The sequence below is a fragment of the Catenulispora rubra genome (assembly GCF_015356825.1).
GTDB classification, from domain to species: domain Bacteria; phylum Actinomycetota; class Actinomycetes; order Streptomycetales; family Catenulisporaceae; genus Catenulispora; species Catenulispora rubra.
In genome coordinates this window covers 1-25,720 of the sequence record NZ_JAACYW010000159.1, presented here as the reverse complement: position 1 = coordinate 25,720, position 25,720 = coordinate 1, and the positions used below count along the sequence as shown (strand labels likewise).

At 69.4% G+C, this 25,720-nt stretch carries 20 protein-coding genes and 1 tRNA gene; 7 read left to right on the top strand and 14 right to left on the bottom strand.

The annotated features are described in order from the left end of the window. On the bottom strand, window positions 1-1,569 hold a 1,569-nt coding region (locus GWK61_RS33510; RefSeq protein WP_194915701.1), incomplete at its 3' end, for a YibE/F family protein. Window positions 1,570-1,949: 380 nt separating this feature from the next. Between GWK61_RS33510 and GWK61_RS33505 the strand changes: the two genes are divergently transcribed. Both GWK61_RS33505 and GWK61_RS33500 read left to right on the top strand, forming a co-directional pair. After that, a complete protein-coding gene (locus GWK61_RS33505; protein ID WP_194915700.1) occupies window positions 1,950-2,282 on the top strand; it encodes a YnfA family protein in 333 nt (110 codons plus the stop codon). A 118-nt stretch (window positions 2,283-2,400) separates the two neighbouring features. Continuing rightward, window positions 2,401-3,141, top strand: coding sequence for an MBL fold metallo-hydrolase (locus GWK61_RS33500; RefSeq protein WP_194915699.1), 741 nt, complete (start codon window positions 2,401-2,403; stop codon window positions 3,139-3,141). 17 nt (window positions 3,142-3,158) lie between these two features. Here the strand turns inward: GWK61_RS33500 and GWK61_RS33495 are convergent, their stop codons facing one another. The 5 genes from GWK61_RS33495 to GWK61_RS33475 all read right to left on the bottom strand — a co-directional run bounded on the left by GWK61_RS33495 (window position 3,159) and on the right by GWK61_RS33475 (window position 8,579). Further along, a complete protein-coding gene (locus GWK61_RS33495; protein ID WP_194915698.1) occupies window positions 3,159-4,040 on the bottom strand; it encodes an Ig-like domain-containing protein in 882 nt (293 codons plus the stop codon). Between the two features lie 69 nt (window positions 4,041-4,109). Next, window positions 4,110-5,222 carry a cytochrome c oxidase assembly protein gene (locus tag GWK61_RS33490; RefSeq protein ID WP_194915697.1) on the bottom strand — a complete coding sequence of 371 codons (1,113 nt, stop codon included), beginning with the start codon at window positions 5,220-5,222 and terminating at the stop codon, window positions 4,110-4,112. Between the two features lie 170 nt (window positions 5,223-5,392). Beyond that, a complete protein-coding gene (locus GWK61_RS33485) occupies window positions 5,393-6,814 on the bottom strand; it encodes an ABC transporter substrate-binding protein (RefSeq protein ID WP_194915696.1) in 1,422 nt (473 codons plus the stop codon). Between the two features lie 95 nt (window positions 6,815-6,909). Further along, complete coding sequence (locus GWK61_RS33480) at window positions 6,910-7,740, bottom strand: carbohydrate ABC transporter permease (RefSeq protein ID WP_194915695.1); 831 nt, start codon at window positions 7,738-7,740, stop codon at window positions 6,910-6,912. Further along, entirely contained in the window at window positions 7,737-8,579 is an 843-nt protein-coding gene (locus GWK61_RS33475) for a carbohydrate ABC transporter permease (protein WP_323747870.1), read from the bottom strand. Before GWK61_RS33475 ends, GWK61_RS33480 begins: the two co-directional genes overlap by 4 nt. A 544-nt stretch (window positions 8,580-9,123) precedes the next feature. Between GWK61_RS33475 and GWK61_RS33470 the strand changes: the two genes are divergently transcribed. After that, window positions 9,124-10,194 (top strand): DUF475 domain-containing protein, encoded by a 1,071-nt coding sequence (locus GWK61_RS33470; RefSeq protein ID WP_194915694.1) that lies wholly within the window; start codon window positions 9,124-9,126, stop codon window positions 10,192-10,194. 71 nt (window positions 10,195-10,265) lie between these two features. On the opposite strand, the gene GWK61_RS33465 is transcribed toward GWK61_RS33470, so the two are convergent. Beyond that, window positions 10,266-10,739, bottom strand: a complete 474-nt coding sequence (locus GWK61_RS33465; RefSeq protein ID WP_194915693.1) for a nuclear transport factor 2 family protein — start codon at window positions 10,737-10,739, stop codon at window positions 10,266-10,268. Between the two features lie 147 nt (window positions 10,740-10,886). Here GWK61_RS33465 and GWK61_RS33460 point away from each other — a divergent pair, with 147 nt between their 5' ends. Beyond that, the gene (locus GWK61_RS33460) at window positions 10,887-11,375 is read left to right on the top strand and encodes an ATP-binding protein (protein WP_194915692.1); all 489 of its coding nucleotides are present in this window, start codon (window positions 10,887-10,889) and stop codon (window positions 11,373-11,375) included. Between the two features lie 186 nt (window positions 11,376-11,561). Here the strand turns inward: GWK61_RS33460 and GWK61_RS33455 are convergent, their stop codons facing one another. The 3 genes from GWK61_RS33455 to hrpA all read right to left on the bottom strand — a co-directional run bounded on the left by GWK61_RS33455 (window position 11,562) and on the right by hrpA (window position 19,351). Continuing rightward, entirely contained in the window at window positions 11,562-14,306 is a 2,745-nt protein-coding gene (locus GWK61_RS33455; protein ID WP_194915691.1) for an FHA domain-containing protein, read from the bottom strand. Between the two features lie 186 nt (window positions 14,307-14,492). Continuing rightward, window positions 14,493-15,341 carry an SAM-dependent methyltransferase gene (locus GWK61_RS33450; RefSeq protein ID WP_194915690.1) on the bottom strand — a complete coding sequence of 283 codons (849 nt, stop codon included), beginning with the start codon at window positions 15,339-15,341 and terminating at the stop codon, window positions 14,493-14,495. Between the two features lie 77 nt (window positions 15,342-15,418). Next, window positions 15,419-19,351, bottom strand: a complete 3,933-nt coding sequence (hrpA, locus tag GWK61_RS33445) for an ATP-dependent RNA helicase HrpA (protein WP_194915689.1) — start codon at window positions 19,349-19,351, stop codon at window positions 15,419-15,421. 83 nt (window positions 19,352-19,434) lie between these two features. Between hrpA and GWK61_RS33440 the strand changes: the two genes are divergently transcribed. Continuing rightward, window positions 19,435-20,049, top strand: coding sequence for a hypothetical protein (locus GWK61_RS33440; protein WP_194915688.1), 615 nt, complete (start codon window positions 19,435-19,437; stop codon window positions 20,047-20,049). A 90-nt stretch (window positions 20,050-20,139) separates the two neighbouring features. Here the strand turns inward: GWK61_RS33440 and GWK61_RS33435 are convergent, their stop codons facing one another. After that, on the bottom strand, window positions 20,140-21,777 hold the full coding sequence (locus GWK61_RS33435) for an ABC-F family ATP-binding cassette domain-containing protein (protein WP_194915687.1): 1,638 nt from the start codon (window positions 21,775-21,777) through the stop codon (window positions 20,140-20,142). 100 nt (window positions 21,778-21,877) lie between these two features. Between GWK61_RS33435 and GWK61_RS33430 the strand changes: the two genes are divergently transcribed. Next, window positions 21,878-22,516, top strand: a complete 639-nt coding sequence (locus GWK61_RS33430) for an alpha-ketoglutarate-dependent dioxygenase AlkB (protein ID WP_194915686.1) — start codon at window positions 21,878-21,880, stop codon at window positions 22,514-22,516. Window positions 22,517-22,640: 124 nt separating this feature from the next. On the opposite strand, the gene GWK61_RS33425 is transcribed toward GWK61_RS33430, so the two are convergent. Beyond that, window positions 22,641-22,712 (bottom strand) — tRNA-Val (locus GWK61_RS33425). 421 nt (window positions 22,713-23,133) lie between these two features. On the opposite strand from GWK61_RS33425, the gene GWK61_RS33420 reads away from it, so the two are divergent. Continuing rightward, window positions 23,134-23,547 (top strand): SsgA family sporulation/cell division regulator, encoded by a 414-nt coding sequence (locus GWK61_RS33420; RefSeq protein ID WP_012786429.1) that lies wholly within the window; start codon window positions 23,134-23,136, stop codon window positions 23,545-23,547. A 222-nt stretch (window positions 23,548-23,769) separates the two neighbouring features. Here GWK61_RS33420 and GWK61_RS33415 read toward each other — a convergent pair whose 3' ends face one another. Then, window positions 23,770-24,606 (bottom strand): aminotransferase class IV, encoded by an 837-nt coding sequence (locus tag GWK61_RS33415; RefSeq protein ID WP_194915685.1) that lies wholly within the window; start codon window positions 24,604-24,606, stop codon window positions 23,770-23,772. Window positions 24,607-24,622: 16 nt separating this feature from the next. Next, on the bottom strand, window positions 24,623-25,714 hold the full coding sequence (locus GWK61_RS33410) for a chorismate-binding protein (protein WP_369125633.1): 1,092 nt from the start codon (window positions 25,712-25,714) through the stop codon (window positions 24,623-24,625). Window positions 25,715-25,720 lie beyond the last annotated feature (6 nt).

Below are 25,720 nucleotides of genomic sequence, written 5' to 3'. Positions count from 1 at the left end.
GCCCCCGATCCCACCGCTTCCAGCCCTCGTCCCGTCCAGGTTCCACTCGCCGCTCCGGCGGCTCTCGGGCATCCGCGCGACCGGCGTGGCACGTCCCCCGCCACGCCGCGCGCCGGGAAGGGTGTCCTCGGCGAGCGCGTCGTCCTCGGCGAGGTCGTCGATCACGCTGCGCCGACCGCCGCGGCGCTCGCGCAGGTCCGGGTACGTCGGGCGCGAGCTCTGTGCCTCGTCGTCGTGGCCGCTCCCGCGGCTGCCTTCGCGACCGCCCTCGCGGCCACCTTCCCGGCCGCCCTCGCCGGAGGCGAAGTACGCCGCCAGCGCGGTGGTGATCGGCACCGCCGCGGCCAGGCCGATCGAGCCCACCAGGGTGCGCACGATCTCCTCGGCCACCACCTCGGCGCCCGCCGCACCGCTCCAGCCCTGGCTGGACGTGGTCATCAGGACGAACAGCGGGAGGCTGCCGCCCGCGTACGCCAGCACCAGGGTGTTCACCGTGGAGCCGATGTGGTCCCGGCCGATCCGCATGCCGACGCGGAACAGCTCGGCGGCGCCCATCGTCGGGTCCGCGGCCTTCAGCTCCCAGACCGAGGACACCTGCGTCGCGGTGACGTCGTTGAGCACGCCGAGCGCGCCGATGATGATGCCGGCCAGCAGCAGCCCTTGGACGTCGACCTTGTGGAAGTAGCCTGCGACGGTCGCGGCGTTGTCGTCGCCGAGCCCCGTCAGGTGGGCCAGCTTCGTGCCGGCTTCCCCGAGCCCGCCGATCAGCGCCAGACTGATCGCCGTACCCAGGACGGCCACGGATGTCCGTACCGACACCCCGTGCGTCGCGTACAGCGCCGCGAACAGGATGACGCCCGCGGTGACCGCCGCGACCTCGATCGAGTTCTCCCCGCCGACGATGGCCGGCAGCGTGAACTTCACGAGCACCCCGAACGACACGGCCAGCGCCGCGATCGCCCCGGCCCCGCGCCAGCGCCCGACCACCAGGACGAACAGCGCGAACGCGATCGCCAGGCTCATCAGCGGCGGCCCGCGCTGGAAGTCCTTGATGCTGTACTGGCCGTCCGCCGGCTGGCTCTTGTCGTAGGTGAGGACCAGGCCGTCGCCGACCGAGTACTTGGGGGTGCTCGGGTCCACGCCCACGGTCACCGTCGCGCTCGTGCCCTTGGTGGGCCCGCTGGTGATCTGCACGGTCAGCTGGTCGTTGGTGGTGTCCAGCCCGCTCGGCGACGTGGTGGTGGTGCCGCCGCCGGCCGGCGGCGCGGTGCCGCCGTTCGGCCCGGGCTGCACCAGCGTCGAGGCCGTCACCGTGCCCTGCACCCACACCTGCGGCGGGATCGGCGACTTCGCCGCCGACGGCCACAGGAGCACGAGCCCGGCCACCGCCGCCGCGGCCACCGGCAGCAGCAGCGCGGTGATCAGGGTCCGCAGCCGGGTGGAGGCCGGGGTAGCCGGGCCGTGGCCGTGCGAGTGCCCGTGCGAGTTCCCGTGGGGGTGTCCGTGACCGGACCCGCCCCGGCCGGAGCTCTCCTGCGCAGACCTCGATCGGCGGCTGCTCACGGCCATCGGCTCTCCGTGGGTCGGTGGTGCGGGGACGGCGCTCGGAGCCCGCCGTGGGGTGGGTCCGGGCTGCCGCCACACGATAGCGGCTGAAGGTTAGAACGACGCCTCGGCGTGAACATCTTTGCGGATTTTTGACTGGTGTCGATATTGGTTGTGGGCCAGTCATGGGCCAGTCATGGGCCAGTCATGGGCCAGTTGTGGGCCGGCCGTGAGTCAGTCGTGGATCGGTTGTGGATCGGTCGTGGCAACTCCGGAAGTGGTATCTGGCAACTGCTTTTGCGGTGGTATCGATCGGTACGGTACGGCCTCGCGGTATCACCACGCCCTAAGCTGGCGCGCGGTGGCGGTCCGCGGGGAGCGCCTGAGCCGGGAGGTCGGGTGCAGTGACGGTCGCACGGTCCATCGCATTGTTCGTGGTCGCGGCGGTCCTGGAGATCGGCGGCGCGTGGCTGATCTGGCAGGGCGTCCGGGAGCACCGCGGCTGGGGGTGGACGGCGTGCGGGGCGGTGAGTCTGGCGTTGTACGGGTTCGTCGCGACGTTGCAGCCCTCCTCGGATTTCGGGCGGGTCCTGGCCGCCTACGGCGGGGTGTTTGTGGCGGGCTCGCTGCTGTGGGCCTGGGTGGCCGACGGCTACCGGCCGGACCGCTTCGACGTCATCGGCGCGGCGGTCTGCCTGGTGGGCATGGCGATCATCATGTACGCGCCTAGGCGGTGAGGTCGGTGCGGTCGGTGACGGTGCTCCCGTTGCTCTTGTCGGTCCCGTCGCTCCCGTCAGTCCTGTCGGTACCGTCGGTACCGTCGCGTCGCGCGCCGGCACGCGGCATCATCGACGCATGCGGGTGACGGTGCTGGGTGGCAGCGGGGCGTGGCCGGTGGCGGGCGCCGCGTGCAGCGGGTTCCTGCTAACTCATGACGGGTTCTCCCTTCTGGTCGACGCGGGCTACGCGGTACTGCCGCGGCTGCTGGAGCTGATGCCGGCGGAGCGGCTGGACGCCGTCTACATCAGCCACGGCCATCCCGACCACTGCGCTGATCTCAATCCTTTGCTTCGGGCTCGGGCACTGGGCGGCGCCGACCCCGACCCCCTGCCCGTCTTCGCGCCGCACGGTGCCCTGAACGCCGTGCTGGCCCTGGACCGGCCGGGGATGCTCGACGCCGCGGTGGCCTGCCACGACTTCGAGCCGGGGGCGTCGTTCTCGGTCGGACCGTTCGACCTGCGCACCGCGCTCCTGCCGCACTGGGTACCCAACGCGGCGGTGCGGGTCGCGGCCGGCGGTCACGCCGTCGTCTACACCGGGGACGGTGGTCCGCACCCCGCGCTCGTCGAGTTGGCGCGGGGTGCGGACGCACTCATCGCCGAGGCCACGTATCCGGAAGTGATGGCCGTGGGCGATGCCCCCTACCTGTCGACCGCCCGGCAGGCGGCACGGCAGGCTTCGGAAGCGGGTGTGGGCAGGCTGGTGCTGACGCACCTGTGGCCGGGCTCAGAGCCGGGGGAGCACCTCGACGCGGCGGCGAAGGAGTACGACGGGCGTACCTGCGTCGCGAGCGGCGGGCTGTCCTTCGACGCGTAGCCGGGCCGCAGCCCCGCTCAACCCGCCGTCACGCTCACCGGCCCGGACTCGCTCGGGGCGTGCTCGGCGTCACCGCTGTACTTCGCGGAGGCGGTGTGCCGGCCCGGACCGAGCTCGGCCTGCACCATCGCCCGGCCGCCGGACAGCGGGATCGGGCCGGAGGAAGCGTCGTCGACGGTGAACGTCACGCTGCCGGTGGCCGCCGAGGCGCCGCTCGCGCGATGCGCCGGCGACACCCGGGCCGACATGGTCACGATGCCGTCGCCGGCGGATGCGGACAGCTTGGTGACTGTCTCGGAAGGCGCCGCGGAGGATGCCGAGGACGTCTTGGAGCCGGAACTCTGCGGACTGTCGGAACTGCCGGACGTGCTCGCACCGGCCCTGGTGCCGTGAGCGGCAGCGGTCGCGGAGCCGGTGCTGCTATGTCCGGCCGCATGCCCGCCGGAGCGACTGCCGCTGGCATGTCCGGTCGCGCGCGACGCCGAGTGGCCCGTGCTGCTGTGCCCCGGCGAGCGCGAGGTCGAGTGACCCGTGCCGCTGCGCCCGGCCGAATGCCCGGTCGAGTGTCCAGCAGAGTGTCCGGTCGAGTGTCCGGAGTGCCCGGTCGTGTGTCCCGAGCGTCCACTGCTGTGACTGCCGGCCGTACTCCCGGAGTGCTCGGAACCCGGCCCCGCAGGCTGCCCGGCGGCGAAAGCCACCCCCGGCGTCAGCACCATCGCGGCTGCTGCGGCCGCGACCACCGCCCCCGAGTAGCGGCGGGTGCGGGATGTGGTCGAAGTCGTGCGAATCATGGTGTCCTCCAGATCGTCGTGATCGGTGACCATCCGGTCCGGCGACGGGGCGTCGGCGCGGTTCCCGGTGGTGAGGACAACTCTCCCGGATATCCACAAACCGGACATCCGTCATCATGCTGAGATCAGTCTGCGGTGATCAGACGAGGCCGAACGGGTGACACCGGTCCCGCTCGGTCACTCCTCGTCGAGGAATCCCATCCGTCGGCCGAGCACCGGATCGGTCTCCCACCAGGGGCGGGTCCGCTTCGCGTCCTCGCCGCCGGCAGCCGCGCCGACGGTGGCCGGAGAAGTATGAGAAATAGACGCCGGCGTGGACGCGTCTACGTCATCCGTCTCGACACCGATACCAACACCGGCACCGGTCCCGCTGCCCGCGTCAGCGCCGGCGCCAGCAACGGCGGCCGTCGAAGCGGTCCCATAGACGATCGAGCCCTCGGCCTCCAACGCGTCCAACTCCGCGTCCATCTCGGCGGCCCGGTCACGGTCCTCGTCGAACATCCGCCGCCACAGCGCCCCGAGGAACGGCACCCCGGCCAGGTCCCCGATCAGCCACAGCGCCCCGCCGCCCCACACCTGGTCCTGCTGCGGCGACAGCCCGCCGGGCCGGTTCAGCGCCGTGTACCAGTCCCCGGCCACCAGGTGGTGCCCCAGCATCAGCGTCAGGCCCAGCGCGCCGTCGGCGATCGCCTCCGCGAACGTGATCCACACCGACACCAGGTGCGGGTACTCCTTCGGCACCGGGTCCAGGCGCAGCCGCGTCCAGTAGTAGAAGAACCCGAGCGCGCTCAGCGCGAAGCTCAGCACCCACGCCGCGCCGCGCGAGCGCAGCGTGTCCTCGTAGATCGGCGAGAAGTAGACGGTGAACGGCGTCACTAGGAACACGATCGACACCACGGCCGGAAAGGTCAGCAGGGCCGCGATCCGCGTCGCCAGCACCCGCCGCACCGCGCCGGCCAGCCACCGCGGGCCGCCCTCGATCGCCAGCGTCAGCGGCATCCCCAGCGCCAGGAACATCGGCACCACCATGAGCAGGGTGATGATCTGCACGGCCCGCGGCCAGAACATCACCTGCTGGTAAACCGCCAGGAACGACATCGTCGTCCACCCGAACAGCGCCAGCCCGATGACGAAGGCCACGGTGCGAAGCACCGGCCAGCGCGCGCCACGGCGCCGCGCCACGACCGTCCCGGTCACGTAGAGCGCCGCGAGGACCACCAGGATCGCCCCGACGTAAGGGTTCAGCCGCCACGCCGAGCCCACCTGGGCCCCGCCCAGCGGAGCGGGCATCGGAACGGCCGTCAAGGCTGGCGTCACCATGGGTCCTGGCCCCTGCTCATATCGACGTGCGTGGTGGTTCCGCCCCGAAAAGGACGGGAAGCGCAGCCATTTTATGACTGCGCTTCCCGATCTCAGCGGGCAGGTCCTGCCGACCTGCCGGGCTCACCCCGGGGCGGAGGTCAGCCGCTCACCGCCGAGTTGTAGTCGCTGATCAGCTTCGAGATCTTCGTCGAGGCGTCGGACAGCGCCGAGTCCGCCGACGTACCGGTGGTCGCCACCGACAGCATCGCCTGCTCCAGGTCGGCCCGCGCCTGCGGCATCACGCCGAGAAGGCAGCCCGCGGTCGGGGCGCTCGGCTGGGTGGCCTTCAGCTCGTCGATCGCGGTCTGGAACTGCGGGTGCGCCTGCCGGTAGGCGACGTCGGTCGGGTCCTGCAGCGCCGAGACGCTGACCGGGAAGTAGCCGGTCGCCTGGTGCCAGGCGGCCTGCTGCTGCGCCGAGGAGGCGAACTTCGCGAACTCCCACGACGCGCGGACCTCGGCGTCGGAGTGTCCGACCCGGTCGATCCACAGCGAGGCGCCGCCGATGATCGGGCCGCCGGTGTCGGAGGCCGAGACCTTCGGGAAGGGCGCGGTGGCCACGGTGAACGGCGAGGACGCCTTCGAGCCGGCGGCCACGTACCCGCCGAGCACGCCGGTGGACTCCAGGTTCATCGCCACCTTGCCGGCCTTGAACGCGGCCTGCGCGTCCGCGGTCGGCCGACCGGTGTTCAGCGCGTCGCCGCTCTTGACCAGCCCGGCCCACCAGTTGGTGTAGGTGAGCGGCGCGCCGGAGGTGATGTTCAGCTTGGTCGCCGGGGCGGTGCGGCCGTTGCCGTTGTCGCAGTACAGCGAGCCGGACTCGGCGGCCAGCTGCTCGACGAACCAGCCGTAGTCGGCGGCGCCGAAGCCGTACTGCGTGGTCTTGCCGCTGGAGTCCTTGACTGTCAGCTTCTGCGCGTCGGCGGCCAGCTCGTCCAGGGTCTTCGGCGGGTTCGACGGGTCCAGCCCGGCCTTCTTGAACGCCTCGACGTTGATGTACAGCAGCGGCATCGAGGAGTTGAACGGCATCGACTCCAGCTTGCCGCCGACCGTGTAGTAGTTGGCGATGTTCGGCTGCAGGTCCGCCAGCGAGTAGCCGTCCTTGGCCGCGAGGTCCGCGACCGGCACGGCCTGCTTGGAGTCCACCATGAACCGGGTGCCGACGTCGTAGACCTGCATGATCGACGGCGTGGTGTGCGAGGACACTGCCGTCTTGTACTTGGCGATCGCGTCGTCGTACGAGCCCTGGTAGCTGTCCGTGACGTGGATCTTGCCCTGGTACTTGGCGTTGAAGGCGTCGACGATCGCGGTGACGGCCTTCTGGTTGGTGCCCTGCATGCTGTGCCAGAACGTCAGGTTCACCACGCCCTTGGCGTTGGTGAGCGCGTCGGCGCCCGGGACGCCGCCGCCGGCGGACGAGCCGCCCTTCGACGACGACGAGCTGCAGGCCGACAAAGCGACTCCGGCGGCCAGCAGGCCGGCGGCCACACGCAGCGAGCGCGTGCCGAGTGTTCTCCTCATTGGGTTTCTCCCCTGTGGACGTGGATGTGGTGGAAGGTGGCGATGATGAGATGGTGCGATGTGTGTGGTGACGCGCAGAGGTGACTGCGAACCGGCTACTTGACGGCTCCGCTGGTCAGGCCCTTGACGATGAACTTCTGGCCGAACACCACCAGCAGCAGCGTCGGCAGCACCGAGCAGGCGACGCCGGCCAGGATCAGCCGCGGGTCGGCGGACTCGGAGTTGTTCAGCTGCGACATCCCGAGCTGCAGCGTCTGCATCTTGGGGTCGTCGGTCACCAGCAGCGGCCAGAAGTACTGGTTCCAGGCCGACAGGAACGAGTACACGGCGATCGCGGCGATGGTCGGCCGCGACACCGGCACCACGATCCGCCACAGGAACCGCCAGTGCCCCGAGCCGTCGATCTCGGCCGCGTCGCGCAGCTCCATCGGGAACTGCAGGAACGACTGCCGCAGCATGAACGTGCCGAACGCGGAGGCCAGGAACGGCAGCACCAGCGCGAAGTAGGTGTTCGCCAGATGCGCGTTCGAGATCGTCTTGTAGTTGGGGATGATGATCGCCTCCCAGGGGATCATCAACGTCGCCAGGAAGAGCCCGAACACCGCCTTGCGCCACTTCATCGGCAGGAAGACGAACGCGTACGCGGCCAGCAGGGAGGTCACCACCTGCGCGACCGTGATGATCCCGGCCACGACCACGCTGTTCAGGTACTGGCGGCCCAGCGGGATCGCGTGGAAGACGTCCACGAAGTTCCCGGGGTGGATCCCGGAGGGGACCAGCGCCGGCGGGGCCTTGATCAGGTCGCGGGTCGGCATGATGCTGCCGGCCAGCGCGTAGTAGACCGGGAACACCACAGCGAGCGCCGCGATGGTGAGGACCAGATAGACCAGGACCTTCGCTATGCGGTCCTTCACGAGCGCGCTCACCGGTAGAACACCTTCCGCTCCAGCACCCCGAACTGGATCGTGGTGAGTACCAGCACGATGAACAGCAGCACGATGGCGTAGGCGCTGGCCGTGCCGAGGTCGCTGTTGCCGTTCTCGAAGCCCTTGTTGTAGATGGCGTAGACCAGCGTCATCGCCTTGCCCTCGGGGCCGCCCTCCGGAGCCAGGATCCGGATGGCGGTGAACGCCTGGAGGGAGTTGATGGTCGAGACCACGGTGAGGAAGAACAGCTGCGGCGACAGCAGCGGCACCATGATGGAGCGGTTCAGCCGCCAGCCGGTGGCACCGTCCAGGCGCGCCGCCTCGATGATGTCGCCGGGGATCGCCGCCACGCCGGCGGACAGCACGAGCACGTTGTACCCGAGCGTCATCCACACCTGCACGACCACCACGGACAGCAGCACCCACTTGGGGTCGGTCAGCCAGCCCACCGGCTTGGTACCGAAGTGCGCGAGCATCCCGTTCGCGATGCCGACCGCGGGGTTGTAGATCACCGCGAAGATCACCGAGGCGCTCGCCGCGGAGAAGGCGAAGGGCAGGGCGAACGCGCTGCGGAAGATCCGGATGCCGCGGATCCGTGACTCCATCAGGAGCACCAGCCCCAGCGCGCCCAGGACGCCGGGGAGCACGGTCATCACCGTGAACAGCGCGGTGGTGCCGAGGACCTTGTAGAACCCGGAGTCCGAGAACATGTCGCGGAAGTGCTTCAACCCGACGAAGCGCGAGGAGTTCCCGAAGATGTCGCTGCCGTGGGTGCTCAGGACGAACGACTCCACGAGCGGATACAGGATGAACATCCCGAACACCGCGAGCGACGGCACGAGGAACAACCAGGCCAATCCGTGGTCGCGGGACCTGAAGGCGGACCGGCGTCTGACGCCTCCACCCCTTGTCACCACCGGTATCGCGTCAGCGTTCTGCGACGCCCCGTCCAACGCGGCCAAAACCCCACCCCTCTGATCAAGTGCTTGAATCGGGAACCCATTGACAGCCCGAGGATCCCCGGTCCGCTGATCAGCGTGGCGGCGGCTGTCGAACAATCGGTTGCGCCGAGGAGTACCCCAGGCGACAAGTTCCCCGGAGAAGGCGTGTGAATCCCGTCCGTGACGACGCGCTTGGCGGAGCGTGCCCGAGAAGGGCGATGTTTAGGGATCTTCCGAAGCCGGCGCCGGTTCGCCGCCCGACCAGTGGGAGCGCGCTGCCGGACGAGAGCCCTTTGGGGCAACCCTCGTCGTGTATTAGAAGTCTGAGTAGGGCATCCTAAGTACAGGCGGTGGGTGCGCGTCAGGCGGGCCCGATCACGATGGCGCGGTCGGCTTCCGGCGTTCCCGGACGGCTGCGTGCTTTGCAGAAAGGGCCGTTGACATGCGCGGACGGGACTTCGGCGTCGCCTACGGCGCGACGCTGCTGGGATTAGTGCTCGCGTTGTGGCTCGGGGGGATCCAATCGGCCACCGTCGTCGCGATGCTGGCCGTGTTGGAAGTGGCGCTGTCCTTCGACAACGCGGTGGTGAACGCGACGGTGCTGCGCCGGTTCGACGCCCGGTGGCAGCGCATCTTCCTCACGGTGGGCGTCCTGATCGCGGTGTTCGGGATGCGGTTGATCATCCCGATGGTGGTCCTGGTGGCCGCCACCCGGCAGGATCCGCTGCACGTGCTGAGCAGATCGGTCAGTGATCCGAACGGGTACGCCCACGAGATCCTCGGCGTGCAGCCGCTGATCGCGGCGTTCGGCGGGGTCTTCCTGCTGATGATCTTCATGGACTTCTTCCTCAGCGGCCACGACCAGATCTGGCTGCCGTTCTTCGAACGGCGCCTGGCGGCGATCGGCGAGCGGTTCAAGCCGCTGGCGCTGGAGGCGTTCCAGGTGGTCGGTGTCGCCCTCTTCCTGCTGATCGCCGCCCGGACCTTCGCCACCGACCATCCAGTGGGCGTCCCGGTGGCCGGCGGTCTGGGGCTGGTCACCTACTTCACCATCAAACGGCTCTCCGACGCCGCGGCGGACCGCAGCGAGGCGCTGGCCGAGGAGGCCGACGCGCGACCACCGCAGGGCCGCCAGGCCCTGATGCTGTTCATCTATCTGGAAGTCCTGGACGCCACCTTCTCCTTCGACAGCGTCATGGGCGGCTTCTCGGTCACCGTCGACATCGCGCTGTTCACCATCGGCCTGGGCATCGGCGCCGCGTACGTCCGCAGCCTGACGGTGTTCCTGGTCCGCAAGAAGGCGCTGGACCGCTACGTCTACCTCGAACACGGCGCGTACTACTCGATCGGCGTGCTGGCGGTGCTGCTGCTGGTGGAGATCGGCCCGGACGTGCCGGACTGGCTGGCCTCGCTGGCCGGCACCTCGATGATCGTGGCGGCCTTCATCCATTCGGCGGTGAAGGCAAAGGGGGAAGAAAGGGCGGGCGCCGACCAGCACGCGTTGAAATCCTGACGGACGCGCCGCGCGGCGCGTCGGCCGACGCCGCCTCCGACGTCGAGCTGCCCGCCGCGACCCCGGTGCCCTCAGGAAGCGTGGTGCCCGCCGCCCGCCTTACCGGTGGTGTGCACAGCGACGGCGACCCGCCACGTCTGGAGCATGACGAGCTCTGAAATGCGCCATCCCTTACCGGTGCGGCGGAAGGTGACGGAGTAGTAGCCCCCGCCGGGGTTCCACATGTCGCCCTTCTGCCCCGGGATCCGTACCGACATCGGGTTGAAGAAGTGCGCCTCGGCGCAGGCGCTGTCCCCGTTGATGTCGAAGCGCCGGTTCACTATGAGGTGCGCCCGCACCGGGACCTGGGTCAGGGACTTCTCCAGCCACTGCTGTGCGTCCTCCACGGAACCGCGGGGACCGCCGCTGGACAGGTAGTCGAAAACCGCGTCCTCCGTCGACAACCGTGTGAGTTCGGTCACTTGGTCGGTGTCGATCGCCACCGCGTAGGCCGTGAGCAGGTCGTCGAGAGCGAACCGGTCGACCAGAGCGCGCTCGCTGTACAAAGGAAACCTCCAAATGAACGTGCATCCGCAGGAGTAGACCTGTTGTGCATGGGGCATGACTGCCAAGGCACGGACAGCAGGGCAACTGTACCGACGGCGGGGGAGCCGTTCCGAAACGGAACGTAGCGCGCCACAACGTGAGAGGTGATGGAAGTGCTCGGGGTCGGGCGGGAGCCGAAGAGCGGCTACCGGATCACCTTCGCGGTGCCCACGAAGTCCGAGGGGGCCTCGGCGGCACGCCGGGTGGCCCGCGAGGTCTTCGTGGACTGGGGCCTGGACCTGGAGGAGACGATGGTCGACTCGGCCATCGTGATCATCAGCGAGCTCGTCACCAACACCGCCAAGCACGCGGCGCTGTTGTGCCGCCAGGCCGAGGTGACGTTGGCGCTGGAGTACGGCTGCCTGACGGTGGCCGTCCACGATCGTCATCCGCATCGGCCGAAGGCCCTGCTCAGTCCGCATCCGGACGACAGCGGCGGCTGGGGCCTGCAGCTGGTGCGCGACCTGACCGCGGAGGTCGGTGGACGCACCGAGGTGCCAGCCGATCCGGACGGCGGCGGGAAGACGGTACGGGTCGAGCTGCCCTTGCGGGCGAACAGGTACTGGGAGTTCGAGAGTACTGTCGGGGCGGCTTAGGTCGGCCTCCCTCATAGGAACTCCCCACCGCGAAGCGAACTGAATGGTGCGCACCCCGATTCTGCGGGAAGCGCACCATTGTCGTATCAGCAGTCATGCCAGCTTTCCAGTGCCGGTTCTTCAGCGCCGGTTATTCAGCGCTGGCTCTCTAGCTTCGGCTCTCCAGAGTTCTCCAGTACTGCAGCGCTACTTCTGCTTCGGCTGGCCCACCGGCCGGATCGCCATCCACGCCCCGGCGACGCACACCACGGTCAGCGCGGTGAGCGCGGCGATGTCGCCGTACCAGGTACCGGCCTTGTGGGCCTGCGTCGCGTCGCACTTGGCGCCGGGCAGCGGACCGCGCGGCGAGGAGTCGTTGCAGCCGGTGCCCAGGAGCACGTCGGCGTTCGCCGTGGAGGCGGCCGCCGAGTAGCCCCATTTTGCCGAGGCCAGGTAGCTGGCCTGCGCCAGACCCGGGGTCTTGTTGACCGGGAAGGCCGAGCCGGTGAACAGGAACTCGGCGAACAGGATGACCGGCAGGATGGTCAGCGCCTTGTCGGCGTTGGACACGAACGCGGAGATCAGCAGGCCCAGGGCCATCGCGGCCAGGCCGGCCAGGGCGACGTCCACGAACAGTTCGAGCTGACCGGAGGAGAACACCGAGCCGTCGCCGGGCCCGCCCTGGCGCACGATGCCCAGGAACACCAGGACCGCAGCTTGGGCGATGGTCAGCAGGCCCAGCAGGATCGCCTTCGACAGCACATACGCCGATGGCGAAAGCCCGATCGCTCTTTCCCGGGTGAGGATCGGTTTCTCCTTCACGATCTCGCGGATCGAGTTGGAGGCGCCGAGGTAGGTCGCGCCGAGCACCAGCGCCAGCAGGACCGAGCCGGCCTTGCGGGCCGCGACCGGGTCGGTCGTGGACAGGTCGTGGGAGCCCAGCACCGCGAGCATCAGCAGACCCAGGATCGGCGCCTGCATGAACAGCATCGCGGTGTTGCGCTTGTCGGCCCACACCACCGAGCTGAACCGCTTGAACAGGGTGGCCAGCTGGTGGCCCCAGTGTGGGTTCGCCGCCGGGACCGCGGCCTGCTGTGCGTTGGCCGTGCCGTTCACTTTGTTCAGCTGTGCGCCCAGCGGAGCCTGGACGTACTGCTGGTCCGCCGGGGAGCCGGCGAAGGCCTGTTGCGCGAAGCCGGGCGCGGCGCGGTCCAGGTCCTGGAACACCTCTGCGTAGGTGCTTCTGCTGAAGAACTGCAGAGTCTCCGGCGGAGGGCCGAAGAACGCGGTCTGTCCGCCGGGCGCCAGGAACAGGATGCGGTCGCAGCGGTCCAGGCTCTGGATGCTGTGCGTCACCGTGATGACCGTGCGGCCGCCGTCGGCGAGCCTGCGCAGCAGGTCCATCACGGACTTCTCGTAGCCCGGGTCCAGGCCGGAGGTCGGCTCGTCCAGGATCAGCAGGCTGGGCCGGGTCAGCAGTTCGATCGCTACTGAGGTGCGCTTCCGCTGGCCTCCGGAGAGCTTCTCCACGGCCAGGCCCGCGCGCTCGGTCAGGCCGAGCTCGGTCATGACCTCGTCGACGCGGGCGTTGCGCTCGGCTGCCGGGACGTCCGGCGGGAAGCGCAGCTGCGCGGCGTAGCGCAGGGCGTCGCGGACCTTCAGCTGCGGGTGCAGGATGTCGTCCTGCGGCACATAGCCGACGCGGTTGCGGAGCTCTGCGTAGTTCGCATAGAGATCGCGTCCGTTATAGAAGACCGCGCCACGGTCTGCGGGACGGTTGCCCGTCAGAGCCTTCATCAGCGTGGACTTGCCGGCGCCGGTCGGGCCGAGCACGGCCAGGAAGTCGCCGCCCTCCAGGGCGAAGCTCACGTTGTCCAGCAGGACCTTGGGTCCGGCCAGCACGCCGAGGTTCGCCGCGGAGAAGGTGATCCCGCCGGTGTCGACGAACTCCTGGAGCACGCCGTTGTGGAAGCGCAGTAGGTGCCGCGCTATAGCGATGATCGCGCCTTCGCGGACCTCTGCGCGGTTGATGCGCATGCCGTTCAGGTAGGTGCCGTTGTGGCTGCCCTTGTCGACGATCTCGAAGCGTCCGCCCTTGAACTGCAACTCCGCGTGGAAGCGGGAGGCCTGCAGGTCGTGCAGGACGACGTCGTTGGCGGCGTCGCGGCCTATTCGCAGCGTGTTGGAGGTCTGATAGACGCCGGTGTACTCACCGAGGCGTGGCTGCTGCGGCTGCTGCCCGGGGTTCTGTTGGGGGACGTACGGAACGGCCTGCGCGACGGCGCCGGGCTGTTGTGCCCAAGGCTGCTGTGAAGGGGCGCCACCTATAGGAGCGCTGCCTACAGGTGCACCGCCTATATGCGCGGCTGCATGGGGAGCGCCCATGGGAGTGAATACCGGAGCGCCTGGCGCAGGTCCCTGAGGTGTGGGCTGCGGATGCTGTCCTGGCTGGCCAAGCTGCCCCGGCTGACCAACCTGTCCGGGCTGTCCCTGCGGACCCGTATACGGCTGTCCCTGGTGTCCCTGCTGTCCTTGCTGTCCCTGGTACCCGGGCTGAGGCGCGGGACCGGGCTGCGCAGTCTGGGCGCCGCCCTGCTGGAACCCGGGCGGCGGCAGGCTGGGCCGCTGCCCTCCGGGCACCAGGCGCACCTCCTGGCCGTCCACCGGGTGTCCGAGCCGCACCACCACCGGGCCCGGCAGCGGCATCGGCTGCGTCAGGCGGGTGTTCTGCACGAACGTGCCCTGACTCGACGAGTCCTCCAGGACCCACGCGCCGCCCTGAAGATAGAGCGTGGCGTGGACCCGGGACGCCCGCGGCTCGGCGACGATCACGTCGGCCTGGTTGGGGTCGCGGCCGATGACGACCCGGCGGGTCCCGTCGAAGACCCGCTCGTTCCCGTCGGGAAGGATCTGCAGGGTCAGCGGTGCGGCCTGTTCCGGTTGCTGGGACACGGGCCCATCATTTCGGCTCGGCCCCCCGCGCTGCAACGCGGATCCGCAACCGTGAAGTGCCTGTGACATGCGAGATGTCGCAGGTCTGCGCGGTGCGCCCGGACCCGGTGCCGGGCCCAGGGCGGGGCGTTCCGGGACAGTCGGGACAGTAAGACGACGTAAAGCTCTGAACCCTGTTAGGGGTTATCACCGCTTCCGGCCGACACCGGCGTACATCCAGTACTGGTCGATATCGGCCGGCAGCTCCCCGGTCGGCCGCCAGGCGGGAAGCCGCACCAGGCCGGGGTCGATCAGGTCGAAGCCCTCGAAGAAGGAGGTGATCTGCGCGTGGTCGCGGGCCGCGCCCTCGGCCGCCTTCTGGTAGACCTGCAGCTTCTCCTGGTCGGCCGGCAGCAGGTCGGAGCCGGCGTGCGAGATGACCAGGAAGCTGCCGGGGGCCAGGTTCTCGGTCAGGGCGGCGAGCACGCCGGCCGGGTCGTTGGCGTCCGGGAAGAAGTGCAGCACCGCGACCATCAGCAGCGCGACCGGCCGCTCGAAGTCGATGAGCGCGGTGACGTCCGGGTGCGTCAGGATCGCCTTCGGGTCCCGCAGGTCGCCTTCGAAGACCCGGGTGCGCGCCTCGTCCGCCAGCAGGGCCCGGCCGTGCACGGTGACCAGCGGGTCGTTGTCGACGTAGACCACCGCGGCGTCGGCGTGCACGGACTGTGCCACCTCGTGCGTGTTCCCGGCGGCCGGCAGCCCCGCGCCGATGTCCAGGAACTGCTTCACCCCCTGCTCGGCCGCGTACTTCACAGCCCGCCCCAGGAACGCCCGATTGGCCCGCGCCAGGGTGGAGATGATCGGCACCGCCTCGGCGATCTTCTCGGCGACCTCGCGGTCCGCCGGGAAGTTCTGCTTGCCGCCGATCCAGTAGTCGTAGATCCGCGCCGGGTGCGGCTTCGAGGTGTCTATTCGGTTCGCGGGGTCCGCGGCGCTGTCACTGGCGGGGGCGGGGGTGACGGGGTTGGACCAAGGTGTCCCGGCGGCAGAGCTCATGGCGCCGGATTCTACCGACGCTGCACGAGTGTTGATACGACGAATGGAGGAGGACGTTGAGCCCGGCGCGGGTCTTGTCAGCCTTCGACCGCGTCGATGGCGCGATAGATCCGCTTCGCGGACACCGTCTCCGGCGTCCCGAGTTGCTGGGCGAACAGGCTGACCCGCAGTTCTTCGATCATCCACCGGACACGCCGCACGTCCGGGTCGCCGCGCCGGCCGGCGGGCAGCCGGTCCAGCAGCAGTTGGTACTCGTCGCGGACGTCGTGGATCTGGAACATCAGGAGCTGGTCCTGGTTCGGGTTGTCCGGAAGTTTCTCCAGGCGCCGGTCGATGGCCCGCAGGTAGCGGACCAGGTGCGGGAGCTGGTCGAAGCCGGTCTCGGCCACGAAGCCCTTGTGGATCAGCCCGCTGAGCTGGTCGCGGATGTCGGCCAGGGCGGTCAGCAGGGAGCGGCTGGTGGTGTCCTTGAGCCTGCGCTCCACCTCGTGCGAGACCGACAGGACGCGCTCGACGTCGTGCACCACCTGCATCGAGGTGTCGGCCAGGTCGGCGCGGACCGCGTCGAACAGCTTCTGATATCCCGTCTCGTCCCAGGCCGGGCCGCCGTTCACGGCGATCAGGTGGTCCGCGGCGCAGGCGACGCAGTCCTCGAGCAGCGCCAGGGCGTTGCCGTAGGGGTTGTGGCTCAGCGCCAGCTTCGCCGGGTTGCTCAGCCGGCCGTTGATGTACTTGATCGGCGAGTTGACGTTCAGCAGCAGCATCCGGCGGGTGCCCGCGGCCATCGCGCGGCGCTGGTCCTCTGCGGTGTCGTAGAGCCGCACGGCGACGCTGTCGCCGGCGTCGGCCAGCGCCGGGTAGGCCTTCATCGTCAGCCCGCGCCGCTTCTGTTCGAACGTCCTGGCCAGCGTGCCGACGCTCCAGGTCTTCAGCCCCTCGCGGGCCAGGCCGTCGGCGGCGTCGTTGATGACGTCGCGGGTCTTGACCTTCAGCTGGAGCTTCAGCGCCTCCAGGTCCTTGCCCTCGGCGAGCTTGCGGTCCTTGTCGTCGATGATCCGGAAGGTCATCTTCAGGTGCTCGGGAAGCCGCTGCAGGTCGAAGTCCGTCGGCTCGACCCGGTGCCCGGAGACGGCACGCAGCTCGCGGGCGATCGCGTCCAGCAGCGGACCGTCGTTGGGGATCAGGCTCCGGCGCAGCGCCCGGGCGAAGTTCGGCGCCGGCACGAAGTTCACCCGCAGCTGCTTGGGCATCGCCTTGATGAGCGCGGTCAGCAGCTCCTCGCGCAGGCCCGGGATGAGCCAGTCGAAGCCGTCGGTGGAGACCTGGTTGAGGACCGCCAGCGGGATGTGCACGGTGACGCCGTCGGCGTCCGCGCCCGGCTCGAACTGGTAGGTCAGCCGGAACTTCATGCGGCCCTGCCGCCAGGAGTCCGGGTAGTCCTGCTCGACCACGGCGCCCGCGCCGTCGTTGATGAGCATCGACTTCTCGAAGCTCAGCAGGTCCGGCTGTTCGTGGCTGGTCTTCTTCCACCAGGAGTCGAAGTGCCGCGCGGATACGACGTCCGCCGGTACGCGGTCGTCGTAGAAGACGAACAGCGTCTCGTCGTCGACCAGGATGTCGCGGCGGCGTGCGCGGTTCTCCAGTTCCTCTACTTCGGCGAGCAGCTTGCGGTTCTCGGAGAAGAACTTGTGGTGCGTCTGCCAGTCGCCCTCGACCAGTGCGTTCCGGATGAACAGCTCGCGTGACACCTCGGGGTCGATGCTGCCGTAGTTCACCTTGCGGGAGGCGACCAGAGGGATCCCGTAGAGCGTCACCTTCTCGAACGCCATGACGGCGCCTGCGGACTTCTCCCAATGGGGTTCGCTATAGGTGCGCTTCACCAGGTGCTGCGCCAGAGGCTCTGCCCATTCCGGCTTGATGGTGGCGACTACGCGACCCCACAGGCGGCTCGTCTCCACCAGTTCCGCCGCCATGACCCATTGCGGCGACTTCTTAAAGAGGACAGAGCCGGGGGAGATGGCGAACTTCGCACTGCGTGCGCCGATGTATTCGAAGGACTCTGTGTCTTTCAGGCCGATGTGGGACAGCAGTCCGCTCAGCAAGCTGATGTGGATCTGGTCGGGGCCGGCCTCGGTGCTGTTCGGGGTGAGCTCCAGCTGCTTGGCGATCTGCTTCAGCTGGCTGTGCACGTCCTGCCACTCGCGGATGCGCAGATAGTGCAGGAACTCGGCTTTACAGAGCTTGCGGAACTGGTTCGAGGAGAGCTCCTTCTGTTTCTCCTTGATGTAGTCCCACAGCTTCAGCCACGCCAGGAAGTCCGAGCCCTGTTCCTTGAAGCGCGCGTGCTTCTCGGCGGCGGCCTGCTGCTTGTCCGCGGGGCGCTCGCGCGGGTCCTGGATGGACAGCGCGGCGGCGATGATCATTATTTCCTTCAGCGCGCCGTTGCGGTCCGCCTCCAGGACCATGCGGCCGAGCTTCGGGTCCACCGGGAGCTGCGCGAGCTTGCGGCCGACCGGGGTCAGGCGCTTGCGGTGGTCCTGCTCCTCCGGGTCCAGCGCGCCGAGCTCGTGGAGCAGGTTCACGCCGTCGCGGATGTTGCGCGCGTCCGGCGGGTCCAGGAACGGGAAGGCGGCGACGTCGCCGAGGCCCAGCGCGCTCATCTGCAGGATGACGGAGGCCAGGGAGGTGCGCAGGATCTCCGGCTCGGTGAACTCCGGGCGGGACAGGAAGTCGTCCTCGGCGTACAGGCGGATGCAGATACCGTCGCTGGTGCGGCCGCAGCGGCCCTTGCGCTGGTTCGACGAGGCCTGCGACACCGGCTCGATCGGGAGGCGCTGCACCTTGGTGCGGTTGCTGTAGCGGGAGATGCGCGCGGTGCCCGGGTCGATCACGTAGCGGATGCCCGGGACGGTGAGGCTGGTCTCTGCGACGTTGGTCGCGAGGACGACGCGGCGCCCGGCGTGGGGTTCGAAGACCTTGTGCTGCTCGGCAGTACTGAGGCGCGCGTAAAGGGGGACGATCTCCGTGGTGCGGAGGTTGCGCTTCTTAAGGGCGTCTGCGGTATCGCGGATCTCGCGCTCTCCAGACAGGAACACGAGTATGTCGCCGTGGCCTTCTCGGCCGAGTTCGTCCACGGCGTCGCTGATCGCCTGGATCTGGTCGCGGTCCTCGGCGTCGCCGTCCGCGTCGGGGTCGTCCAGGAGGAGCGGCCTATAGCGGACCTCTACCGGATAGGTGCGTCCAGAGACCTCAACGATCGGGGCGTCTTTGCCGTCCCGGTCCGCGAAGTGCCGGGCGAAGCGCTCCGGGTCGATGGTCGCCGAAGTGATGATCAGCTTCAGGTCGGGGCGGCGCGGCAGCAGGTTCTTGAGATAGCCGAGCAGGAAGTCGATGTTCAGCGACCGCTCGTGCGCCTCGTCGATGATGATCGTGTCGTAGCGGCTCAGCGTCCGGTCCTGCTGGATCTCGGCCAGCAGGATGCCGTCGGTCATCAGCTTGACCAGCGTGTTGTCGCTGGAGTGGTCGGTGAAGCGGACCTTGTAGCCGACGGACTCGCCCAGCGGCTGCCCCAGCTCCTCGGCGATGCGCTCGGCCACGGTGCGCGCGGCCAGGCGGCGCGGCTGGGTGTGCCCGATCAGCCCTGCGACCCCGCGGCCCAGCTCCAGGCAGATCTTCGGGATCTGGGTGGTCTTGCCGGACCCGGTCTCGCCAGCGATCACCACGACCTGGTGGTCCCGGATCGCCGCGGCGATGTCGTCCTTGCGGGCGCTGACCGGCAGGTTCTCCGGATACGTGATCTTCGGGATGCTCGCCCGGCGGGCCTGTGCCCGCCCCGAGGCGGCCTGGATCTCGGCCTCGATCTCCGCCGCCACCGCCTGCAGGGCCTGCGGGTTGCGGATGCGGCGGGCACCGTCGATGCGGCGCGACAAACGGCGGCGGTCATGCGGCGTCAGCTCCGCGAGGCGAGCGGTGAGCTCGGCGAGCGGAGCCGTCTTGAGCTGAGAGTCCATGGCAGTTCAAGGATAGGGTGGCGGCGGGCTTTACTTCTTCTGGTTATCGCTGGGGCCACGCCGCCGGCGGATGGGAGCACGCGATGGGTTCCGACCAGACGACCAGGGCCTCCCTGCACGGGATAGCCGAGTTGCTGCTCGCCGGCCCGCAGTACCGTCAGCACGGCACGATCAGGCTCCGGGTCCTGCCCGGCGCGATCGCCACGATAGCGGCGCCTGACCTGCGCGCCGACCACCTGAAGGTGCGGACGCACGACGCGGCGGTGGAGGTGCGCGGCGCCACCTACGCCGAGATCGGCTCCCGGCTCGGCGTGGTCGCCGGCGCTCCCGAGGGACTGTACGAGCACGGCTCCGGCGCGCTGCCGTCGGACCGTCCCGTCCTGGACCCGCGCACCGCCCGGACGCTCCTGGCCGCGCTGGATCTCGGCGACCAGAGCCTGCGCCGGTTCGCTCCGCAGCTGACGCCGGTGCTGTGGCCGGAGCACTTCGATGTCGCCGTGAGCCTCGATGAGGTCAACTACGGCGTATCTCTTGGCGATGACTTCCTGGACGAGCCGTATATGTACGTCGGGCCCTTTAGGCCCCACACAGGGGCGTTCTGGAACGCGCCGTTCGGGGCGGGGCAGCCTTTGGGAAAGACCGTCGAAGAGGTTGCGGACTTCTTCGCGTTGGGGCGGAAGGCGGCGGCGGTCGCCTGATCGCCTGATCGCTTGTGACCTCTTCCCCTGGTAGGGAAGAGGTCACGTCAGCGCTTATAGAGCTGCCTACAGAGCTGCCTACAGAGATTTCTAGACTTCGGTGACCTTGCCGGCGTCCACACTCAGCCGCCGCGTGGTCTGCACGGCCTCCAGCATCCGCCGGTCGTGCGTTACCAGCAGCAGCGTCCCCGGGTAGTTCGCCAGCGCCGCCTCCAACTGCTCGATCGCGGCCAGGTCCAGATGGTTCGTCGGCTCGTCCAGGACCAGCAGGTTCACGCCCCTGGCCTGGAGCAGGGCCAGCGCGGCGCGCGTGCGCTCGCCGGGGGAGAGCGTCGCGGCGGAGCGCAGGACGTGCTCGGCCTTCAGCCCGAACTTCGCCAGCAGGGTGCGGATCTCGGCCGGCTCGATGTCCGGCACCTGCTCCTCGAACGCCCGCAGCAGGGCCTGCTCGCCGAGGAAGAGCCCACGGGCTTGGTCGACCTCGCCGACCACCACGCCGGGGCCCAGAGCGGCGCTGCCCTCGTCCAGCGGGATGCGGCCGAGCAGGGCGGCCAGCAGCGTGGTCTTGCCGGAGCCGTTCGCGCCGGTGATCGCGACCTTCTCGGCCCAGTCGATCTGCAGGTTCACCGGGCCCAGAGTGAAGTCCCCGCGACGTACGATGCCATCTCTTAGCGTTGCCACCACGGCGCCGGAACGGGGCGCGGCGGCGATCGTCATCCGCAGTTCCCACTCCTTGCGGGGCTCGTCCACGACTTCCAGACGCTCGATGCGCTTCTCGGTCTGGCGGGCCTTCGCCGCTTGCTTCTCGGTTCCCTCTGCGCGCGCCTTCGCCAGGATCTTGTCGTTGTCCGGCCGCTTCTTCAGAGCGTTCTTGACGCCCTTCTCCAGCCAGTTGCGCTGCATATGTGCGCGCGCTTCTAGACCCGCCTTGGTGTCGGCGTACTCCTCGTACTCCTCGCGCGCGTGCTGCCGCTCGACCTCCCGCTCCCGCAGGAAGTCCTCATAGCCGCCGCCGATCTGCCGGATCAGCTGCTGCACGAGGTCGAGCTCGATGATGCGGTTCACGGTGCGCGCGAGGAACTCGCGGTCGTGGCTGATCAGGACCACCGGGGCGCGCAGGCCGCCGACGAAGCGCTCCAGGCGCTCCAGGCCGTCCAGGTCCAGGTCGTTGGTCGGCTCGTCGAGCAGGAAGACGTCGTAGCGGCTCAGCAGCAGCGAGGCCAGGCCGGCGCGCGCGGCCTGCCCGCCGGACAGCGAGGTCATCGCCTGGTCCAGGTCCACGGCCAGCCCGAGGTCGGCGGCCACGGCCTCGGCGCGCTCGTCGAGGTCGGCGCCGCCGAGGCTCAGCCAGCGCTCCAGGCTCTCGGAGTACGCGTCGTCGGCGCCGGGGGCGCTCTCCACCAGACCGGCCGTGGCGGCGTCCAGCGCCTCCTGTGCGGCGGTCACGCCGGTGCGCCGGGCCAGGAACTGTCGGACCGTCTCCTCGGGCCGCCGCTCGGGCTCCTGCGGCAGATGGCCGATCGTCGCGCTCGGCGGACTGAGCTGGACGCCGCCGTGCTCCGGCCGGTCGAGCCCGGCGAGCAGGCGCAGCAGCGTGGACTTGCCGGCGCCGTTCACCCCGACCAGCCCGACCACGTCGCCGGGGGAGACCACGAGGTCCAGGCCGGAGAACAGGACGCGGTCGCCGTGGCCGGCTGTGAGTTCCTTGGCGACGAGCGTGGCGCTCATGCGGCGTGACTCCTGAAGTGCTGGTGACGTTGGGGTGGCGTGCGATGTGTGCGTCTTGACGATAGCGGCCCTGTCAGCGGCTCCGCTTAGAATTGCACACATGTTCGACGACGCCTGGTTCCAGGGATCCCTCCTCGACGTCGACACGCCGGAGTCCGTCGGCGCCCTCGGCGCCACAGTGGAGCGCGTGCCGCTGACCGAAGGCGCCTGGGTGGATCTACGCCGAGGCTGGCTCACCGGAGCGGACGACCTGTTCGCCCGCCTGATGGAAACGGTGCCCTGGCGCGCCGAACGCCGCATGATGTACGAACGCGTGGTAGCCGTCCCCCGCCTGCTCTGCTTCTACGGCGACGGCGAAGACCTCCCCGATCCCCTGCTCACCGAGGCGCGCGCAACCCTCGACCACCACTACGCCCCCGAACTCGGCGAACCCTTCACCACAGCCGGCCTGTGCCTCTACCGCGACGGCCGCGACAGCGTCGCCTGGCACGGCGACACCATCGGCCGCGGCTCGTCCGAGGACACGATGGTCGCGATCCTGTCCCTCGGCACCCCGCGAACCCTGGCCCTGCGGCCCCGCGGCGGCGGCACCCCACCGCTGCGCCACGAGATCGGCCACGGCGACCTGCTGGTGATGGGCGGCAGCTGCCAGCGGACATGGGAGCACGCGGTGCCGAAGTCGGCGCGGCCTCTGGGGCCCCGGATCAGTGTTCAGTTCCGTCCGCGGGGAGTGCGGTGACGGGGTTCTCTGTTCTCTGAACATGCGAATCGCTCGACGTGCGACCGGTGCGCGACAAGTGTGCGACCAATGTGCGGCAACGAGAAAACCGCCACCTCATCTGAGATGGCGGCCACTTTTCGGGTGGGCGATACTGGGATCGAACCAGTGACCCCTGCCGTGTGAAGGCAGTGCTCTCCCGCTGAGCTAATCGCCCGTGCCTCATCGTCGCGTGCCCCTCCAGGGCCGTTCCGACGTCCGTAACCTTACCGCATCCCGAGGGTGCCGCGCGCACCCCTTTCGGTGGGGGTCGCGGTGTTGCGGGTAAGGGTCGGCGACGCGCCGGAAAGGCGTGGAATTCGTCACACTGTGTCACTGGTGGTATACGGTGGGTTCTGTCCCGATTCGGGGGATTGCGCCGCCGGTCACCGGGGCGCTGCTCGCGCACGTCAAGGTCTTGTCCTCGACCTGATGGCCTACGCACATCGCCGTATACCGGGCACACGGGTTTACCGACCACCGGACCGTGGCATTCCTCCTTCGCGCCCCTCGACGCGGACCACATGGAACGCGGGGGTGTGAACCGCTGAGTTCGGGACCGCCCGCCTCGGCGCACTCCTAGCGAAAGGCCGACCGCCATGAGCTCATCGGTCACCTGTGAGCTGCAGCTGCGTCTCGTCATCTCCGGCGACTCCTCGCTGCCGGTCCCCGCGGGCCTGCGCTACGACACCGCCGACCCTTACGCCGTGCACGCCACGTTCCACACCGGCGGGCAGGACACCGTGGACTGGGTCTTCGCCCGGGAGTTGCTGGCCGAGGGGCTGCGCCGCCCCACCGGTACCGGCGACGTGCGGGTGTGGCCCTCGCGAAGCCGCGGGCAGGCGATCGTGTGTCTGGCGCTCAGTTCGCCGGAGGGTGAGGCGCTCCTGGAGGCCCCCGCGCGGGCTCTGGAGAGCTTCCTCAAGCGCACCAACACCGCCGTCCCGCCCGGTCTCGAGCACCGCTTCTACGACTTGGACGCCGAGCTCGTGCACCTGTTCGCCGACAACTGAGGCGCCGACCAAGGCACTCACTGAGTCAACTGCTGAGGCACGACCTCAGGCGCGCAGCCCGGAACCGAACCGCCCCCGCCGATGCGATCACCATCGGCGGGGGCGTTCCGTTTCCGGCACTGTCGTCGCGCCGGGTCCGGTCAGTCCGGGGCGCGGTCACTCTGCGTCGTGATCGCCTCGGGGCATGGTCGCTCCTGGGGCGTGGTTATTTCCCGGGCACGGTCACTCCGGGTCGTGGTCCTCGGCGGAGCGCTCGGCGAACACGGCCATGGCGCCCTTGGTGACCGGCCCCGGCGCGGCGAGGTCGCGGCCGTCCGCGCGGTGCACGCCCTGTACGTCGCGCAGCGTCGACGTCAGGAAGATCTCGTCGGCGTCCAGCAGGGTCTCCACCGGCAGGTCCGTCTCCTCGGCGCCGGGCACCCACTTCAGCACCAGGGCCCGGGTGACGCCGGCCAGGCAGCCGGTGTCCAGGGTCGGAGTGAGGATGCGGCCGTCGCGGACAACGAAGATGTTGCTACCGGTGCCCTCGCACAGGCGTCCGGTGGTGTCGGCGAACACCGCTTCGGTGGCTCCGGCGCGCTGTGCGTGTGCCAACGCTTTAGCGTTCTCGGCGTATGAGGTCGACTTGATGCCCGCCAGGGCTCCGCGTTCGTTGCGCGGCCAGGGCACAGTGGCGATCGCCGTGCTCTCGGTGCGGGCCCGGCTCGCGCCGACCGCCACCACGAGCGTGGGGCCGTGGTCGCCGCGCTCGGAGCCGAGCGGGGCGATGCCCGCGGAGTAGGTGATCCGGATGCGGGCCAGCGGCGGCACGTCGTTGGCGAGCAGGGTCTCGGTCACGGCGTGCCGGACGGCGTCGACGTCCACCGGGGGCAGCCCGAGGCCGTCGGCCGAACGGGCCAGCCGCTGCAGGTGCCGGGTGAGGGCGAAGGGGCGTCCGCCGACCGCCTTGACCGCCTCGAACACGCCGTCGCCGACGGTGAAGCCGTGGTCGAAGACCGAGATGTGCGGGGTGGCGGCGTCGACGAGGCCGGAGTCGACCCAGACTTTGTCAGTGCTCATGGCTCACAAGTCTCCTTCAGTACGGGTTCGACTGCGGGTCTGGCTGTGTGGCTGCTTGTGGGTCTCGCTGTGGGTCTGACTCTTGGTTCGTCGGTGGGTTCGGTTGCGGACCGGACGCGATGGCCAGCAGTCGTGCGGCTTTCAGCTCGGTCTCGTCCCATTCTCCCTGTGGATCCGATCCCCATGTGATCCCGGCGCCGGTGCCGAAACACAGCCGGTCGCCCTGCCACCAGAACGTGCGGATACCGACGGCCAACTCCCCGACCCCGCGGTCGGCGTCCACCCAACCGACGGCTCCGCAGTAGGGCCCGCGCGGCGCGTTCTCCAACTCGTCGATGACGCGCAGGGCGCTGCTCTTCGGCGCCCCGGTGATGGAGCCGGCGGGGAAGGTCGCCGCGATCAGCTCGGGCCAGCCGGCGTCGGGGGTGAGTTCGGCGGTCACGGTGGAGACCAGGTGCACGAGGCCGGGATGCGGCTCGACGCGCAGCAGCGAGGGGACTTCGACCGTGCCGATCTCGGCGACCCGGGCCAGGTCGTTGCGGACCAGGTCGACGATCATGACGTTCTCGGCGGTGTCCTTCGGGAGGAATTCCTCCGCAGTACGTGCGGTGCCCTTAATGGGTTCCGAAGTGACGGTTCGGTTCTCGCGGCGTAGGAAGAGCTCAGGGGAGGCGGTCACTACGCGGGTCCCTGGGATGTCCACCATGCCAGCGTACGGAGCGGGGTTCCCTATACGGAGGCGGGCCGCGAGTGCGAGAGGTTCGGCCTGCGGAGTGATCGGCGCGGAGAGGACTCGGCAGAGGTTCACTTGGTAGACCTCGCCTGCGGCGATCTCATCGCGGATGGCCTTGACGGCGCCGACGTATGCGTCCTGATCCATGGAGGAGATCCAGGCGCCGCGATCGGGGCCGGTCCATGGCGTTGCCGGCGGGGGGAGCGGAGCGTCCCGGACATTGTCGAAGCGCGCGAGCGTCCAGTCGCCTTCATAGGTGCCCACGACGGCCCAGAAACCGGCGGAGTCCAGGGCGGCCAGATCCGAGGTGACGTCACGCAGCCCGGTCGCGAGCCGGCCCGCGAAGTGGGCCAGGGGCTCGGGGCCGGAGGGTATGCGGGG

Excerpts from the sequence above, each read along its gene's own strand:
- GWK61_RS33500 (WP_194915699.1), top strand. The coding sequence starts at position 2,401 with ATGCGGGTGACGGTGCTGGGTGGCAGCGGGGCGTGGCCGGTGGCGGGC.
- GWK61_RS33495 (WP_194915698.1), bottom strand. The coding sequence starts at position 4,040 with ATGTCCGGTTTGTGGATATCCGGGAGAGTTGTCCTCACCACCGGGAAC.
- GWK61_RS33490 (WP_194915697.1), bottom strand. The coding sequence starts at position 5,222 with ATGCCCGCTCCGCTGGGCGGGGCCCAGGTGGGCTCGGCGTGGCGGCTG.
- GWK61_RS33485 (WP_194915696.1), bottom strand. The coding sequence starts at position 6,814 with ATGAGGAGAACACTCGGCACGCGCTCGCTGCGTGTGGCCGCCGGCCTG.
- GWK61_RS33470 (WP_194915694.1), top strand. The coding sequence starts at position 9,124 with ATGCGCGGACGGGACTTCGGCGTCGCCTACGGCGCGACGCTGCTGGGA.
- GWK61_RS33460 (WP_194915692.1), top strand. The coding sequence starts at position 10,887 with ATGGAAGTGCTCGGGGTCGGGCGGGAGCCGAAGAGCGGCTACCGGATC.
- GWK61_RS33450 (WP_194915690.1), bottom strand. The coding sequence starts at position 15,341 with ATGAGCTCTGCCGCCGGGACACCTTGGTCCAACCCCGTCACCCCCGCC.
- hrpA (WP_194915689.1), bottom strand. The coding sequence starts at position 19,351 with ATGGACTCTCAGCTCAAGACGGCTCCGCTCGCCGAGCTCACCGCTCGC.
- GWK61_RS33440 (WP_194915688.1), top strand. The coding sequence starts at position 19,435 with ATGGGTTCCGACCAGACGACCAGGGCCTCCCTGCACGGGATAGCCGAG.
- GWK61_RS33435 (WP_194915687.1), bottom strand. The coding sequence starts at position 21,777 with ATGAGCGCCACGCTCGTCGCCAAGGAACTCACAGCCGGCCACGGCGAC.
- GWK61_RS33430 (WP_194915686.1), top strand. The coding sequence starts at position 21,878 with ATGTTCGACGACGCCTGGTTCCAGGGATCCCTCCTCGACGTCGACACG.
- GWK61_RS33420 (WP_012786429.1), top strand. The coding sequence starts at position 23,134 with ATGAGCTCATCGGTCACCTGTGAGCTGCAGCTGCGTCTCGTCATCTCC.
- GWK61_RS33415 (WP_194915685.1), bottom strand. The coding sequence starts at position 24,606 with ATGAGCACTGACAAAGTCTGGGTCGACTCCGGCCTCGTCGACGCCGCC.